This window comes from Curtobacterium sp. AC272 (genome assembly GCF_979258155.1).
The window spans coordinates 212,746-227,504 of record NZ_OZ409838.1; the positions used below are offsets into that span (position 1 = coordinate 212,746).

Consider the following 14,759-nt stretch of genomic DNA (forward strand, 5'->3'; position numbering starts at 1 on the left):
GGGTCAGCGGGTCCGAGTGGCCCGCGCCCGCAGCACGGCCAGGCAGAGGGCCGGGAGGCTCGCGGCGGCCAGTCCCGCCAGTGCGGTCCGCAGGATGACCAGCCCGGCGGCCGCACCGAAGTCCGTCTGCTGTGTCGCGGCGATCCCGGACACCACGGCCCCGAGGGCCAGGACGATCGTCACGGCGCCGAGCCACTGCGGCATCCGCGTGGCCCGGTGCCGCCGCACGGCGGACACGAGGCTGGCGCCGAACAGCAGGACCCCGGCTCCGGCGCAGCACGCACCGACCGCGGCGATCGCGTTCGCGGTGTCGAAGGTGTCCCACTGTGCTGGCGGCACCGCGACGTAGCGCGCGGACGAGCCGATGCTCGCCGTCGTCGCGTCGACCAGGACACGCGCGAGTGCGGCGGCGCCGAAGGCGACGAGCGTGAGCGCGGCGAGCGTCGCGGTCCGACGGTCGACGGACCGCCAGGGCGCGGGGGTGGAGCGGGGCACGCTGCAACGATAGGGGCGGTGCGGGCGGGTGTCGGGCCTCCAGTTCGGGGTGCACGCGAACCGGACGACGCGACCCGGACGACGCGACCTGAGCCGTGATCGGTTCGATCCGACGGGGCAGGCGCAAGTAGGCTGACGGCATGAGCATCCGCGGGAGCTACCGGACCGCCCTGACCTACGGCGCGGTGGGGGCGACCCAGGCGTCGGACCTCATGACGTACCCGCCCGAGGGGTTCACCCCCACCGAGTCGCGTGCCCGGATCGGGCACGGCGACCAGCGGTTCGAGACCGCGGTGACGCAGGCCCTGACGTGGCAGATCCAGGAGCGCAGTGGCATCCGCGTGCGCGTCGAGGAACAGCCCGACGACGACGAGGTCCGGTACAACCCGGTGACGTTCGACGACGACGGCGTCCCGATCGCCCCGGCCTCGATCGGCACGCCCTGGTCGAGAAGTTCGCGCCGGACGGAACGCCGCTGGTGACCGCCGGCACGTCGGCGACGCTCACGATGCACGCCTTCGGGCGGACGGTGCAGGCGCCCGTCCGGGTCGTGTCCATCATCGACGAGCACGACCGCAAGGGCTTCGCGTACGGCACGCTCGAGGGGCACCCGCTCTCCGGAGAGGAGTCGTTCGTCGTCGAGCGCACGTCGGACGGCTCCGTGTGGCTGCAGATCCGGCAGTTCTCGCAGCCGTCGAGCCGGAAGTGGCAGTTCGTCGCGCCGCTGCTGCGTCGGCAGCAGAAGGTGATGGCGGAGCAGTACCTGGCGGCGCTGCGGGGCGACTAGCGGCGAGCGCGTGCTTGCGAGCGCCTGCGGGCTCGCGTGCGCGTGCTTGCGTGCGCGTGCGTGCTGGGTCAGCGCAGCGGCGGCAGCGCCGCGATGGCGTCCTCGATCAGCGCGGCATCGACCTGGCAGTCCCGCGCGACCGTGACCGCGTTGGTGACCCGCAGCGCCTCGACGTCGAACACCCCGGTGGCGACCGCGAGGAAGGGGATGCCGGCGGCGTCCGCGGCCTCGCCGTCACGCGGGGTGTCGCCGACGATCACGGCACGGGTGCCGGCGAGCTCCGCTGCCGCGCGGGTGGTGACGTCCGCGCGCTCCACCTCGGTGTCGCCGAAGTAGGAGTGGTCCCAGTCGAACAGGCCCTCGTCGAACCCGGCACCGGCCAGCTTGACGCGGGCGCGGTACTCGGAGTTGCCCGTGAGCAGGCCGTTCCGCCACCCGAGCTCGGCGAAGCGGGTGAGCAGCGCGGTGGCACCGGGGACGGGGGACCGGTGGTCGCCCGAGGCGTGCCGTTCGGCGGTGAGGTCGCGCAGGTGGCCGCTGACCGTCGGGATGATCGTGTCCTCGAACGCGTGCGCACGGACGTGCTCGGCGATGAGCCCGGCATCGGTCCGACCGTGCTGGTGCCCGACGCGCAGGGTGAGGTCGCGGCCGACGGCCCGCTCGAGCGCGAGGTGGTAGAGGTTGCCCGGGGACGACGCGTTCATCACGAGGGTGCCGTCGATGTCCCACAGGACCGTGGTGGGGACGGGGTGGTGCTCCATGCGTCCATCATGACGGACAATGGACTCCATGCCGAGTGCTCTCCCGATCGCCGATCCGGCACCCGCTGACGGGCTGATCGTGCCGCGAGCGGCGGCGGGCTCCGCCGCCGGTTCCGACCCGGCGGCCGTGCCGTTCGGGGTCTACGTCCACGTGCCGTTCTGCCGGGTGCGCTGCGGCTACTGCGACTTCAACACGTACACGGCGTCCGAGCTCCGCGGCGTGCGCCGCGACGACTACGCCGGCCACGCGGTGCGGGAGATCGAGTGGGCCGCGACCGTGCTCGACCGGTCGGGTGTGCCGCGTCGGCCCGTGTCGACCGTGTTCTTCGGCGGGGGCACCCCGACGATGCTGCCCGCGTCCGACCTGGCGATGATCCTGCGGGCCATCGACGACACGTGGGGGATCCTGCCCGGCGCCGAGGTCACGACCGAGGCGAACCCGGACTCGGTCGACGCGTCCTCGTTGCAGACACTGCGCGAGGGCGGGTTCAACCGGATCAGCTACGGCATGCAGTCCGCGGTGCCGCACGTCCTCGCGACCCTCGACCGCACGCACGACCCGTTGCGCGTGCCGGTCGTCGTCGACCTCGCGAAGCAGCAGGGCCTCGACGTCTCCCTCGACCTCATCTACTCGACGCCAGGGGAGTCCCTCGACGACTGGCGCACCTCGCTCGACGCCGCGTTGGCCTGCGAGCCGGACCACGTCTCGGCCTACTCACTCATCGTCGAGGACGGCACCGCGATGGGCCGCATGGTCGCGCGCGGCGAACTGCCGGCCCCCGACGACGACCTGGCCGCCGACATGTACGAGCTCGCCGACCAGGTGCTCGGCGACGCCGGGTACTCCTGGTACGAGGTGTCGAACTGGGCCCGCGGCGACGCGCACGCGAGTCGCCACAACCTGTCGTACTGGAAGGGCCACGACTGGTGGGGTGTCGGCCCCGGCGCCCACTCCGCGGTCGCCGGCACGCGCTGGTGGAACATCAAGCACCCGGCCGCGTACGCGAACCGGGTGCTGTCCGGCGAGTCGCCGGCCGCCGGGCGCGAGGTCATCGACGACGAGACCCGCTACGTCGAGCGCCTGCTCCTCGCCGCGCGGGTCCGTGGCGAGCTCGCGACGAGCGAGATCCGCCAGGAGGCCCGTGGCCGGGTCGCGGGACTCATCGCACGGGGTCTCGTGGACGGGTCGGCCGCGGTGCGGGGACGCATCGACCTGACCCTGCAGGGTCGCCTGCTCGCCGACGCGGTGGTGCGGGAGCTGCTGGACTGACGCTGCTCGCTCCTGCACTGTGCTTGCTACTGCACTGTGCTTGCTCCTGCACTGTGCTCGCTACTGCTTGATGAACTCGATCGACAGGGGGTAGCGGTAGAACTGCCCCTGGTTCGCGGCGACGGCCGCCAGGATGCCGAAGACGATTGTCAGGACGGCGACGATCGGGAACAGCAGTGCTCCGATGAACACCACGGTCAGGATGCCGCACGCGACGTACGCGATCGCCACGGTGATGTGGAAGTTCAGTGCGACCCGGGTGTGCTCGCGGATGAAGGCGCCGCGGTCGCGCAGCACCAGGTAGGCCACGAGCGGGGCGACGAAGTTGAAGAAGATCCCGCCGATGTGCGTCAGCGTGGCCCAGAGGCGCTGGTCCTCCGGGCTCATCGGCTGCGGCGGGGTGTACCCGCTCGGGTACTGGGGTCCGTTCGGGTTCTGCGGGCCACCGGGCTGCTGTCCGTAGGTCATGCCGGAAGCGTATCGGGGGTGCAGTCGTGCGGGCGTAGGATCAGCAGTCGACACGTCCGAGTGCCAGGTCGACCAGGAAGGAGCGCTCGTGGTCAGTGAACGCAGCCTCGAGGTCCTGAAGGCGATCGTGCGCGACTACGTGGCGTCCCGCGAACCGGTCGGCTCCAAGACGATCGTCGAGCGGCACGCCTTCGGCGTCAGCGCCGCCACGATCCGCAACGACATGGCCCTGCTCGAGGACGAGCAGCTCATCGTCGCCCCGCACACTCGTCCGGCCGTGTGCCGACCGACAAGGGCTACCGGCTGTTCGTCGACCACCTGGCGGCAGCCCGGCCACTGACGAGCGCCCAGCGGCACGCCATCGAGACCTTCCTCGGCGCCCCGAACGACCTCGACGAGGTCCTCGGCCGCACCGTGCGCCTGCTCAGCCAGCTCACCAACCAGGTCGCCCTGGTCCAGTACCCCTCGATGGTGCGCGCCCGGGTGCAGCACATCGAGCTGGTGCGACTCGGCGACGCCCGGCTCATGGTCGTGCTCATCACCGACACCGCCCGGGTCGAACAACGCGTCGTCGAGACCGACGTCGCGCTCGACGAGCCGCTGCTGACCGAACTCCGCACCGTGCTGAACGGCGCGGCCGTGGGGCTGCTGCTGCAGGACGTGCCCACCGCGCTCCGTGCGGTGCCGCAACAGCTCCGGCCCGACGCCCAGACGCTCGGCGGGGTCGTGGTGGCGACCCTCATCGAGCAGGTCGCGGCGAACCGGCAGGACCGCCTGGTGATGGCCGGCGCCGCCAACCTGGCGAAGAGCGAGCAGGACTTCTCCGGCGGCCTCTTCCCGGTGCTCGAAGCGATCGAGGAACAAGTCACCCTGCTGCGGTTGTTCGGGGAGATGCAGGTGGACGACATCGCGGTGGCGGCCAGCATCGGCGTCGAGAACGCCGAGTACGGGCTCGACGCCACGAGCATCGTCGCCGGCGGGTACCTCGCCGGTGGCGGCGAGGTGGCACGCCTGGGTGTCCTGGGACCGACCCGGATGGACTACGGCACGAACATGGCGGCCGTCCGGGCCGTCGCACGGTACCTGTCCAAGCTCCTGGGCGAACACTGATCGACCGCAACACCGACCGACCGACCGAACACAACCGACTGAGGGATACGTGGCAGACCACTACGACGTCCTCGGCGTCCAGCGAGACGCCTCCGATGCCGACATCAAGAAGGCCTACCGCCGGCTGGCGCGCGAGCTCCACCCGGATGTGAACCCTGCTCCAGAGGCAGCCGAGCGGTTCAAGGACGTCACGCACGCGTACGACGTCCTGAGCGACCCGGAACAGCGGCGCCGGTACGACGCCGGGCCCCAGGCCGACAGCCCCTTCGGCGGCGGCGCCGGCGGGTTCAGCGACATCTTCGACGCCTTCTTCGGCGGCGGTGGCGGTGGCGGCCGGGGCAGTGGTCCCCGCAGCCGTGCCGAGCGCGGGCAGGACGCCCTGCTCCGCATCGACGTCGACCTCGACGAGGTCGTCTTCGGCACCCACAAGGACGTCGAGGTCGACACCGCCGTCCTGTGCGAGACCTGTCACGGGTCGTGCTGCGCACCCGGCACCAGCCCGCGCACCTGCGACATCTGCGGCGGGTCCGGCAACATCCAGCGCCAGGTCCGCTCGCTGCTGGGCAACGTCGTGACGAGCGCCCCGTGCGGCACCTGCCGCGGCTACGGCACCGTCATCCCGAGCCCCTGCCCGACCTGTCAGGGTCAGGGCCGCGTCCGCGCCCGTCGCACCGTGCCGGTCGACGTCCCGGCCGGCGTCGACTCGGGCCTGCGCCTGCAGATGCCCGGCCAGGGCGAGGTCGGCCCCGCCGGTGGCCCCTCCGGCGACCTGTACCTGGAGATCCGGGTCCGGCACGACGACGTCTTCAGCCGCGACGGTGACGACCTGCTCGCCACCCTCGAGGTCGCGATGACCGATGCGGTGCTCGGCACCACCACGACGATCGACGGACTCGACGGGCCCGTCGAGCTCGAGATCCGTCCGGGGGTGCAGAGCGCGGACGTCCTGGTGATCAAGGACCGCGGCATCACGAAGCTCCGCGGGAGCGGCCGCGGCGACCTCCGGGTCGGCGTGCAGGTCGTCACCCCGACGAAGCTGTCGCACAAGGAACGCCAGCTCGTCGAGCAGCTCGCGAAGTCGCACAAGGCGTCGGCGCCGCAGCTCGCCCGGTTCCAGCAGGGCATGTTCGGCAAGCTCCGCGACCGCTTCTTCAACTTCTGATGGCATCGCTCTACGTCGTGGAGTCGCTCGACGGGGTCGCCGTCGGTGGCTCCGTGACGCTCGACGGGGCAGAGGGGCGGCACGCCGTGACCGTCTCGCGCGTGCGGGTCGGTGAGACGTTGCGGCTCTCGGACGGACGGGGGACCGTGGTGTCCGGTGCGGTGGACTCCGTCGACCGCGACTCGCTGGTGTTGTCCGTGGCATCACTGTCCGTCGACCCGCTGCCGGTCCCGTCGCTGACGCTCGTGCAGGCCCTCGCCAAGGGCGGCCGCGACGAGATGGCGGTGCAGGCGTCGACGGAGATCGGTGTGGACCGGATCGTGCCGTGGTCGGCCGCGCGCAGCGTCTCCCGGTGGGAGGGCTCGAAGGTCGAGAAGGGCCGATCGCGGTGGACGGCCATCGCGCACGAGGCCGCGAAGCAGGCGATCCGGTCGCGGGTGCCCGAGGTCGGGCCGCTCGTCACGACGGCGCAGCTCGTCCCCGCGCTCGGTGCCGGTGCTGCGGTGCTCGTGCTCGACCCCACCGCGACCGTGCGGCTCGCGACCTGGGAACCGACGGCGGACCTCGACGAGATCGCCCTCGTGGTGGGTCCGGAAGGCGGCATCGACGGCTCCGAGCTCGAGCGGCTCGAGGCCGCGGGAGCGATCAGGGTCCGGCTCGGCGACAGCGTGCTGCGGACCTCGACCGCCGGTCCCGCGGCACTCGCGATCCTGCAGGCCGGACTCGGGCGCTGGTGAGGGAAGGCCCGAGGTCGGTCCTGCGTTCTACGATGGAGTCATGAGCACCAGCACGCCCAGCGTCTTCAGCAAGATCATCGCGCGCGAGATCCCGGCGACCGTCGTCGCCGAGGACGACCGCGTGATCGCGATCGAGGACATCGCCCCGAAGGCACCCGTCCACGTGCTGGTCATCCCCAAGACCGAGCAGTACGCGAACGTCGCCGAACTCGCGGCCGGTGACCCCGACCTCCTCGCCCACCTGGTCGCCACCGCGCAGCGCATCGCCGACGAGCGCGCCGGCGGCCAGTTCCGTCTCGTCTTCAACACCGGCGAAGCCGCCGGTCAGACCGTGTTCCACGTGCACGCGCACGTACTCGCAGGTGAACTGCAGGAAGGCAACATTGCCGGCTAACGAACCAGCACAGCCCACCACCGACGACGACCAGGTCGTCTCCGTCGCCCTCCAGGTCGACGGCATCGCCATGGTCCAGCTCCTCGGTCCCCAGGACCGCCTGCTGAAGACCGTCGAACGGCAGTACCCGGGCGTCAAGGTCGTCGTCCGCGGCAACGAGGTGACGCTCACCGGGCCCGAGCGCGAGGTCGCGCGGGCGAAGGCGCTCGTCGACGAACTCGTCGGCATGGTCAAGCGCGGGCAGGACATCGGCCCGTCGGACATCCTGATGTCGGCACGGATCCTCGACGACGACCGCAAGCCGTCCGACACCTTCGGCACGCCGATCGTGTCGAGCCGCGGCAAGTCCGTGCGGCCGAAGACCGACGGCCAGCGTGCCTACGTCGACGCCATCGACGAGCACACCATCACGTTCGGCATCGGCCCCGCCGGCACCGGCAAGACCTACCTGGCGATGGCGAAGGCCGTGCAGGCCCTGCAGCGGCGCGAGGTCACCCGCATCATCCTGACCCGTCCCGCGGTCGAGGCCGGCGAGCGGCTCGGGTTCCTGCCGGGCACGCTCACCGACAAGATCGACCTGTACCTGCGGCCGCTCTACGACGCCCTGAACGAGATGATGGACCCCGAGCTGGTCCCGAAGCTGCTGGCTGCGGGCACGGTCGAGGTCGCGCCGCTCGCGTACATGCGCGGCCGGACGCTCAACGACTCGTTCGTCGTGCTGGACGAGGCGCAGAACACGACACCCGAGCAGATGAAGATGTTCCTGACGCGTCTCGGGTTCGGCTCGAAGATGGTCGTGACGGGTGACATCACCCAGGTCGACCTGCCGGGCAACGTGTCCGGACTCCGGCTCGTGACGCGGATCCTCGAGACGGTCGAGGACATCCACTTCGCCCGGCTCGGCAGCGAGGACGTCGTGCGGCACACGCTCGTCGGTCGCATCGTCGACGCCTACACCGTCTACGACGAGGAACGCCTCGCCGAGCAGGCCGGTCACCGTCCCGGTGGCCGGGGCACCGCGCCGGTCGGCAACCCCGACGGCGCCAACCGTGCCGAGCGCCGTGGTCGGCCGCCGCAGGACCGCCAGCGACCCCCGTACCCCCAGAACGACGCCCGAGGAGGCAACCGGTGAGCATCGAGCTCAACAACGAGTCCGGGGTCGAGGTGGACGAGGCAGCCATCCAGCGCCTCGCCGCGTTCGCCCTCGACGCGATGCACGTGCACGCCGACGCCGAACTCGCGATCGTCCTGGTCGACGAGGGCGCGATGGAGCAGCTGCACGTGCGGTGGATGGACGAGCCCGGCCCCACCGACGTCCTGAGCTTCCCGATGGACGAGCTCCGACCGGGCACCGAAGAGGACCCCACGCCCGCCGGCCTGCTCGGCGACATCGTGCTCTGCCCGCAGGTCGCCGAGGAACAGGCGAAGACCGCCGGGCACTCCAGCACCGACGAGATGCTGTTGCTCACCTGCCACGGCATCCTGCACCTGCTCGGGTTCGACCACGCCGAGCCGGACGAGAAGGCCGAGATGTTCGGGCTGCAGGGCGAGATCCTGACGGCCTTCGCGGCCCAGCGCCGGGGTCGGTAGCCGATGCTCGTCGTCGTCGGTCTGCTCGCGGTCGCGCTCGGGCTCGTCGTGCTCGGCGGGCTCCTCGCCGCGAGCGATGCCGCGCTCTCCGTGGTGTCCCGTGCTGACCTCGACGAGATCGCCCGCGGCAACAAGCGTCGTCGTGCGCTCGAGGCGATCGCGGACGACGTCGGCGCGCACGTCAACGCCCTGAACTTCTTCCGCGTGCTCGCCGAGACCGCCGCGGCCGTGCTCGTCACGATCGCCCTGGTGCGGGCGTTCGACAGCTGGTGGGTGGCGCTCATCGTCTCCGCCGCGATCATGACGGCCGTGTCGTTCGTGCTCGTCGGGTCGAGTCCGCGCAGCGTCGGACGAGCGCACGCCGAACGGCTGCTGGCGTCCACCGGCGGCCTGGTGCGCGCCGTCCGGATCGTGCTCGGTCCGCTCGCCGGCCTGCTCGTCCGGATCGGTGACCGCGTGACCCCGGGCCGCGGCCGCAGCGCCTCGACGGTGTCGAGCGAAGAACAACTGCTGTCCCTCGTCGACGAGGCCACCGAGAGCAACGTGCTCGAGGACGAGGACCGCGAGCTCATCCACTCGGTCTTCGAGTTCAGCGACACCCTCGTGCGCGAGGTGATGGTGCCGCGCACCGACATGCTCACCGTTGACGGCTCGGACACGCTCGCCGCGGGCATGGAGCAGTTCCTCGCCGCAGGGGTGTCCCGCATGCCCGTCACCGGCAAGGACAGCGACGACGTCCTCGGCGTCCTGTACCTCCGTGACGTGTCGCGGGCGCTGTACGAGCGACCGGGGTCCGGCAGCGAGCGGGTCACCCGGCTGTTGCGTCCGGCCGAGTTCGTCCCGGAGTCGAAGGCCGCCGACGACACCCTGCGGCACATGCAGGTCGCGAAGAACCACCTGGTCCTGGTCGTCGACGAGTACGGCGGCGTCGCCGGTCTCGTCACGATGGAGGACCTCATCGAAGAGCTCGTGGGGGACATCTCCGACGAGTACGACCGCGCCGTGGTCGACCGGGTCGAGGTCGAGCCCGGCCTCTGGCGCATCTCGGCCTGGCTGCCGGTCGACGAGCTCGGCGACCTGTTCGGCATCGAGCTCGACGACGACGACGTCGACACCGCCGGCGGCCTGCTCACCAAGGAGCTCGGCCACCTGGCGATCTCCGGTGACACGGTCACGGTGTCCGGCGTCGTGCTGACGGCCGACCGGGTCGAGGGCAAGCGCCGCCACCTCATCACCGTGCTCGCCGAACGCACCGACGCCCTCGCGGGTGTCGAGGACGCCTTCGACGACGCCACCACCACGACGGGAACCACGCACGCATGACCGACTCCGACTCCACCCCCACCGCCTCGGGCAAGCCCTACCGCGCGGGCTTCGTCTCGTTCGTCGGGCGTCCGAACGTGGGCAAGTCCACGTTGACGAACGCGCTGGTCGGCCAGAAGGTCGCGATCACCTCGTCGAAGCCGCAGACCACCCGTCGCGCGATCCGCGGCATCGTGCACCGGCCCGACGGCCAGGTCATCATCGTCGACACCCCGGGTGTGCACCGTCCCCGCACCCTGCTCGGCGAGCGGCTCAACGACCTGGTGCAGTCCACCCTCGGTGACGTCGACGTCATCGGGTTCTGCGTCCCCGCCAACGAGCCGATCGGCCCGGGCGACCGCTTCATCAACGACACCCTCGACCAGTACCCGCGGGCCAAGAAGGTCGCGATCGTCACGAAGATCGACCGCACCTCGAAGGACAAGGTCGGCGAGCAGCTGCTGGCTGTCTCCCGGCTCCGCGACTGGGACTCGATCATCCCGACGTCCGGCACGAAGGGCCTGCAGCTCGAGGACCTCCTCGGCGAGATCACCTCGCTGCTGCCGGAGTCGCCCCAGCTGTACGACTCGTCGGCCGTGACCGAGGAGACCGACGAGGAACGCATCAGCGAGCTCATCCGCGAAGCTGCGCTCGAGGGCGTCCGCGACGAGCTGCCGCACTCGCTCGCCGTCGTGATCGAGGACATCGTCGAGCCGGACGAGGACGACGACGCCGAGGGACCCCTGCGCATCTTCGCGAACCTGTTCGTCGAGCGCGACAGCCAGAAGGCGATCGTCATCGGCCACAAGGGCGAGCGCCTGAAGGACGTCGGTTCCCGCGCCCGCGTCGAGATCGAGTCGCTGCTCGGCGGTCGGCACGTGTACCTCAACATCCGTGTGAAGGTCGCCAAGGAGTGGCAGCGTGACCCCAAGCAGCTCGGCCGCCTCGGCTTCTGAGCGTCCGGCGCCAGGAGTCATCCACACGAGGGACGCGCCCGTGAGCCGACCGCCGTACCGTGGACGCGTGTTCCGTCCCATGCTGCGCGCGCAGGTCATCACCGACGTCGTCATCGCCGTGGTGCTCGGCTCGCTCGTGCTGATCACCTCGGCGCGGGGCATGGACTCCCGCTCGCGGTCGTCACGGTCGTCGGCATGAGCGCGGCGCTCGCGCTCCGACGGCTGTCGCCCGGACTCGCACTGGCCGTGGCCTGGGTGTTCGCGGTCTTCGAGATGGTCACGGGCCAGATGCCCGACCTGTCGAACGCCTTCATCGCCGCGGTGCTCTACACGACGAGCGCCTACGGCAGTCGGCGGGTGCGGCTGGCCGGACTCGTCTCGGCCATCGTCGGGTCCGTCACCGCGGCGCTGTACATCGGCGTCGACGACTACCGGAACCGGTTGACGATCGAGACCGCTTCGACGCCGTTCCAGGAGTCGGTGCAGGTCACGGTCTCGTACTTCGCCGTCGTCCTGCTCCTGTTGCTGCTGCCGTGGTTGGCGGGCCTCGTGGTCCGCACCCGTCGGTCGGCGAGCATGAGCCGCGAGGCCCAGCTGCTCGCCGAGCGCGACGCCGCCCGAGCCGACCGAGCGGTCGCGGTCGAACAGGAGCGCGTGCGCATCGCCCGCGACATGCACGACATCGTCGCGCACTCGCTCGCGGTCGTCATCGCCCAGGCGGACGGAGCCCGCTACGCGCTGAAGGCCGACCCCGCCGTCGCCGACCAGGCCCTCGGCACCATCTCGACCACCGCCCGCCGGGCCCTCGGCGACGTCCGCGAGCTCCTCGGTGCGCTCCGGCACGAGCAGGGGACCGTCCCGACGCCGGAGATCGACGACATCGACCGGCTCGTCGGCGAGATGCGCCAGGTCGGCCTCGACGTCCGGGTCGAGCGCGAGGGCGACCCTGCAGGCCTCCCCACCACGACGCAGCTCGCGGTGTACCGGATCGTGCAGGAGAGCCTGACGAACGCCTACAAGCACGGTGAACCCGGCACCCCGGTGCACGCATCGCTGACCTACCGCCCGGACACCGTCGAGATCGCGGTGGTGAACCGCCGAGCCGACGACGGCACCCGGGGTCCCGGCACCGGGCACGGCCTGGTCGGCATGCGCGAGCGTGCCACCATGACCGGCGGCACGATGACCGCCGGGGTCCGCGGCCCTGACTTCGAGGTCGCCGTGCGCATGCCCGCCGTCCCCGCGAGCGGGCAGATGCCCCGCGGGCGCATCACCCCGACCGCGAGCCCGACCGCGAGCCCGAACGCCGGGTCGGCCCCCGCCCCGACCATCAGTCCGACCGAGCAGGAGCGCACCGCCCGATGACCACCACCCCGCCGGCCGACGGCCGGATCCGCGTCGCCCTCGTCGACGACCAGGCACTCTTCCGCACCGGCATCCGGATGCTCATCGGCTCCCAGCCCGACCTGCACTTCGTGGGCGAGGCGGGCGACGGTGCCGAGGGCGTCGAACTCGTCCGGCGCACCCGACCGGACGTCGTGCTCATGGACGTCCGCATGCCGGTGATGGACGGCATCACGGCGACCGCGCACATCGTCGAGCAGGCCGGCACCGACGGCGCCAAGGTGCTCGTGCTGACCACGTTCGACTTCGACGAGGCTGCGGCGAAGGCCATCCGGGCCGGGGCGAGCGGCTTCGTGCTGAAGGACGCCGACCCCGAGTTCCTGCTCGCCGCCGTGCGGACCGTCCACGCCGGCACCGCGGTCTTCGCGGCCTCGGCGACGCGGGAACTCCTGCGGCGCTACGACGACTCCGTCGAGCAGGCCGCCACCGTGCCGGCGACGTTCGACGACCTCACCCCGCGCGAGCGCGAGATCTTCGACCTGGCGGCCCGCGGCTTCAGCAACAGCGAGATCGCGCAGCACGAGTACGTCAGCGAGGCGACCGTGAAGACCCACATCTCGCGGGTCCTGACGAAGCTCGGACTCCGTGACCGCGTGCGCCTCGTCGTGTTCGCACACGAGCACGGGCTGGTGAGCAAGGCCGACTGACGGACGTCATCCGATCGGATGACCCGTCCACAGGAAGTCGAGCCGAGCGGCTCATCCACAGGAGCCGCCCGACGGACGCGGGACGGGCCTCCCTGCCGTCATGGTTGGTGCATGACCACCAGCCACGCTCCGATCATCCGACTCGACCACGTGTCCAAGCACTACGGCGACGCCGCACGCCGGGTGACGGCGCTCGACGACGTCAGCGTCGACATCGGCGCGGGGGAGTTCACCGCCGTGATGGGGCCGTCCGGGTCCGGCAAGTCGACGCTCATGCACGTCGCCGCGGGCCTCGACGCGGTGTCCGCGGGCCGCATCGAGATCGACGGGGTCGACATCACGGGTCTCGGTGACAAGGACCTGACCGAGCTCCGTCGCCGCCGGCTCGGGTTCGTGTTCCAGTCGTTCAACCTGGTGCCGACGCTCGACGTCAGCGAGAACATCCGGCTGCCGTTCCTGCTCGGCGGGCACAAGCCGTCGAAGGACGAGAGCGCGTGGATCGACCGCCTGGTCGACCAGCTCGGACTCGGCAACCGGCTGTCGCACCGCCCGCACCAGCTGTCCGGCGGGCAGCAGCAGCGCGTCGCCATCGCTCGGGCGCTCGCCTCGCGGCCGGCGGTCGTCGTCGCCGACGAGCCGACCGGTGCCCTCGACTCGCGCACCGGTCGTGACGTGCTCGCGATCCTGCGCGGGGCCGTGCAGGAGTGGGGTCAGAGCGTCGTCATGGTGACGCACGACCCCGTCGCCGCCGCCAACGCCGACCGGATCCTGTTCCTCGCCGACGGCCGGGTCGTCGCCGACCGCCCGGCGATGGACGCCGGCGCGATCTCCACCACGATGCTGGGGATGGAGGCGGCAGCGTGAACGGCGTCCGCTCCTTCGCCCCCACCGTGCTGGTCGCCGCGCTCGGCACCACGTTCGGTTCAGCCCTCGTCATCGCCCCGGGCATCGTGACCGAGGCGCTCGGCGCCGCCGGGCTCGCCGACCTCGGGCCGGTCAGGGCGATCCTGTCGGTGGTCGGGTGGCTGTTCCTCGGCATCGCGCTGTACGTCGGCGCGATCGTCACCGCCAACACGTGCGCGACCCTCATCGCCGGGCAGACCCGCATCATCGCGCTGCAACGGCTCGTCGGTGCCACCGGTGCCACGCTCCGGGCCCGGATCACCCGGACCGGACTGGTCGTCGGGGTGCTCGGCGGACTGATCGGCGCCGTCGTGGGCACGGGGCTGTCGGCGCTGTTCGTGGTCGTCCTGCGCGGCAACGGGTTCCTGCCCGACACCGACTACACGCTCCTGCCGTGGGAACTCGTGCTGCCCGTCGTGGCCGTGGTCCTGGCGACCTGGGGGCCTTCGCCGCGGGCTCCCGCCGAGTGCTCACCGTCACCCCGCTCGAGGCGCTGTCCTCGAGCGTCGAGCCGAGCCACGACGACGTCCGCTCGGGCACCGCCCGCAAGGTCTGGGCCATCGTGCTCATGGCCGGCGGTGCCGCGCTCATGCTCATCGGGCTCGCGGTCAGTGCGAGCTCGCCGATCGCGGTGCTGCCCGCGGCCCTCGGCGGGTTCGTGTCGTTCGCCGGCGTCGCCGTCGGGGCGACCATCGTGATGCCGCCGGTACTGCAGCTCATCGGACGCATCGGCTCGCACGACCCCGTCGTCCTGCTCGCCGGCCGCAACGCCA

18 protein-coding genes and 1 pseudogene are annotated in these 14,759 nt (G+C 71.5%); 16 read left to right on the forward strand and 3 right to left on the reverse strand.

Going from position 1 to position 14,759, the window contains the following annotated elements:
- Positions 1-3: 3 nt before the first annotated feature.
- The gene (locus ACZZ0J_RS01070; RefSeq protein ID WP_463434201.1) at positions 4-495 is read right to left on the reverse strand and encodes a hypothetical protein; all 492 of its coding nucleotides are present in this window, start codon (positions 493-495) and stop codon (positions 4-6) included.
- A 140-nt stretch (positions 496-635) separates the two neighbouring features.
- On the opposite strand from ACZZ0J_RS01070, the gene ACZZ0J_RS01075 reads away from it, so the two are divergent.
- A complete protein-coding gene (locus tag ACZZ0J_RS01075) occupies positions 636-977 on the forward strand; it encodes a DUF1990 family protein (protein WP_463434203.1) in 342 nt (113 codons plus the stop codon).
- Positions 974-1,282 carry a DUF1990 family protein gene (locus ACZZ0J_RS01080; RefSeq protein ID WP_463434205.1) on the forward strand — a complete coding sequence of 103 codons (309 nt, stop codon included), beginning with the start codon at positions 974-976 and terminating at the stop codon, positions 1,280-1,282. Before ACZZ0J_RS01075 ends, ACZZ0J_RS01080 begins: the two co-directional genes overlap by 4 nt.
- Before the next feature lie 68 nt (positions 1,283-1,350).
- On the opposite strand, the gene ACZZ0J_RS01085 is transcribed toward ACZZ0J_RS01080, so the two are convergent.
- A complete protein-coding gene (locus ACZZ0J_RS01085; protein WP_463434207.1) occupies positions 1,351-2,043 on the reverse strand; it encodes an HAD family hydrolase in 693 nt (230 codons plus the stop codon).
- A gap of 28 nt (positions 2,044-2,071) precedes the next feature.
- Between ACZZ0J_RS01085 and hemW the strand changes: the two genes are divergently transcribed.
- Positions 2,072-3,313 carry a radical SAM family heme chaperone HemW gene (hemW, locus tag ACZZ0J_RS01090; protein ID WP_463434209.1) on the forward strand — a complete coding sequence of 414 codons (1,242 nt, stop codon included), beginning with the start codon at positions 2,072-2,074 and terminating at the stop codon, positions 3,311-3,313.
- Positions 3,314-3,373: 60 nt separating this feature from the next.
- Here hemW and ACZZ0J_RS01095 read toward each other — a convergent pair whose 3' ends face one another.
- A complete protein-coding gene (locus ACZZ0J_RS01095; RefSeq protein WP_463434211.1) occupies positions 3,374-3,781 on the reverse strand; it encodes a DUF4870 domain-containing protein in 408 nt (135 codons plus the stop codon).
- Between the two features lie 88 nt (positions 3,782-3,869).
- Between ACZZ0J_RS01095 and hrcA the strand changes: the two are divergent.
- From hrcA to ACZZ0J_RS01160, 13 genes and pseudogenes are all read left to right on the forward strand, one after another.
- Positions 3,870-4,891: pseudogene (gene hrcA, locus ACZZ0J_RS01100) on the forward strand (heat-inducible transcriptional repressor HrcA).
- A gap of 49 nt (positions 4,892-4,940) precedes the next feature.
- Entirely contained in the window at positions 4,941-6,053 is a 1,113-nt protein-coding gene (gene dnaJ, locus ACZZ0J_RS01105; RefSeq protein WP_111085744.1) for a molecular chaperone DnaJ, read from the forward strand.
- Positions 6,053-6,790, forward strand: a complete 738-nt coding sequence (locus ACZZ0J_RS01110) for a 16S rRNA (uracil(1498)-N(3))-methyltransferase (RefSeq protein ID WP_463434213.1) — start codon at positions 6,053-6,055, stop codon at positions 6,788-6,790. The genes dnaJ and ACZZ0J_RS01110 overlap by 1 nt, the downstream gene beginning before the upstream one ends.
- Positions 6,791-6,830: 40 nt before the next feature.
- Positions 6,831-7,184: a histidine triad nucleotide-binding protein gene (locus ACZZ0J_RS01115; RefSeq protein WP_194648728.1), complete on the forward strand. Its 354-nt coding sequence runs from the start codon at positions 6,831-6,833 to the stop codon at positions 7,182-7,184.
- Between the two features lie 70 nt (positions 7,185-7,254).
- On the forward strand, positions 7,255-8,316 hold the full coding sequence (locus ACZZ0J_RS01120) for a PhoH family protein (protein WP_463438120.1): 1,062 nt from the start codon (positions 7,255-7,257) through the stop codon (positions 8,314-8,316).
- A complete protein-coding gene (ybeY, locus tag ACZZ0J_RS01125) occupies positions 8,313-8,774 on the forward strand; it encodes an rRNA maturation RNase YbeY (protein WP_111085740.1) in 462 nt (153 codons plus the stop codon). The genes ACZZ0J_RS01120 and ybeY overlap by 4 nt, the downstream gene beginning before the upstream one ends.
- A gap of 3 nt (positions 8,775-8,777) precedes the next feature.
- The gene (locus tag ACZZ0J_RS01130) at positions 8,778-10,097 is read left to right on the forward strand and encodes a hemolysin family protein (protein ID WP_463434217.1); all 1,320 of its coding nucleotides are present in this window, start codon (positions 8,778-8,780) and stop codon (positions 10,095-10,097) included.
- Entirely contained in the window at positions 10,094-11,032 is a 939-nt protein-coding gene (gene era, locus ACZZ0J_RS01135) for a GTPase Era (RefSeq protein ID WP_194648730.1), read from the forward strand. Before ACZZ0J_RS01130 ends, era begins: the two co-directional genes overlap by 4 nt.
- Before the next feature lie 67 nt (positions 11,033-11,099).
- On the forward strand, positions 11,100-11,231 hold the full coding sequence (locus tag ACZZ0J_RS01140) for a hypothetical protein (protein WP_463434220.1): 132 nt from the start codon (positions 11,100-11,102) through the stop codon (positions 11,229-11,231).
- Positions 11,228-12,397 carry a sensor histidine kinase gene (locus ACZZ0J_RS01145; protein ID WP_463434222.1) on the forward strand — a complete coding sequence of 390 codons (1,170 nt, stop codon included), beginning with the start codon at positions 11,228-11,230 and terminating at the stop codon, positions 12,395-12,397. The genes ACZZ0J_RS01140 and ACZZ0J_RS01145 overlap by 4 nt, the downstream gene beginning before the upstream one ends.
- Complete coding sequence (locus tag ACZZ0J_RS01150; RefSeq protein ID WP_111085737.1) at positions 12,394-13,083, forward strand: response regulator; 690 nt, start codon at positions 12,394-12,396, stop codon at positions 13,081-13,083. Before ACZZ0J_RS01145 ends, ACZZ0J_RS01150 begins: the two co-directional genes overlap by 4 nt.
- A gap of 111 nt (positions 13,084-13,194) precedes the next feature.
- Positions 13,195-13,947, forward strand: a complete 753-nt coding sequence (locus tag ACZZ0J_RS01155; protein WP_111085736.1) for an ABC transporter ATP-binding protein — start codon at positions 13,195-13,197, stop codon at positions 13,945-13,947.
- Positions 13,944-14,684 (forward strand): FtsX-like permease family protein, encoded by a 741-nt coding sequence (locus ACZZ0J_RS01160; RefSeq protein WP_463434225.1) that lies wholly within the window; start codon positions 13,944-13,946, stop codon positions 14,682-14,684. The genes ACZZ0J_RS01155 and ACZZ0J_RS01160 overlap by 4 nt, the downstream gene beginning before the upstream one ends.
- The last annotated feature ends 75 nt before the right edge of the window (positions 14,685-14,759 follow it).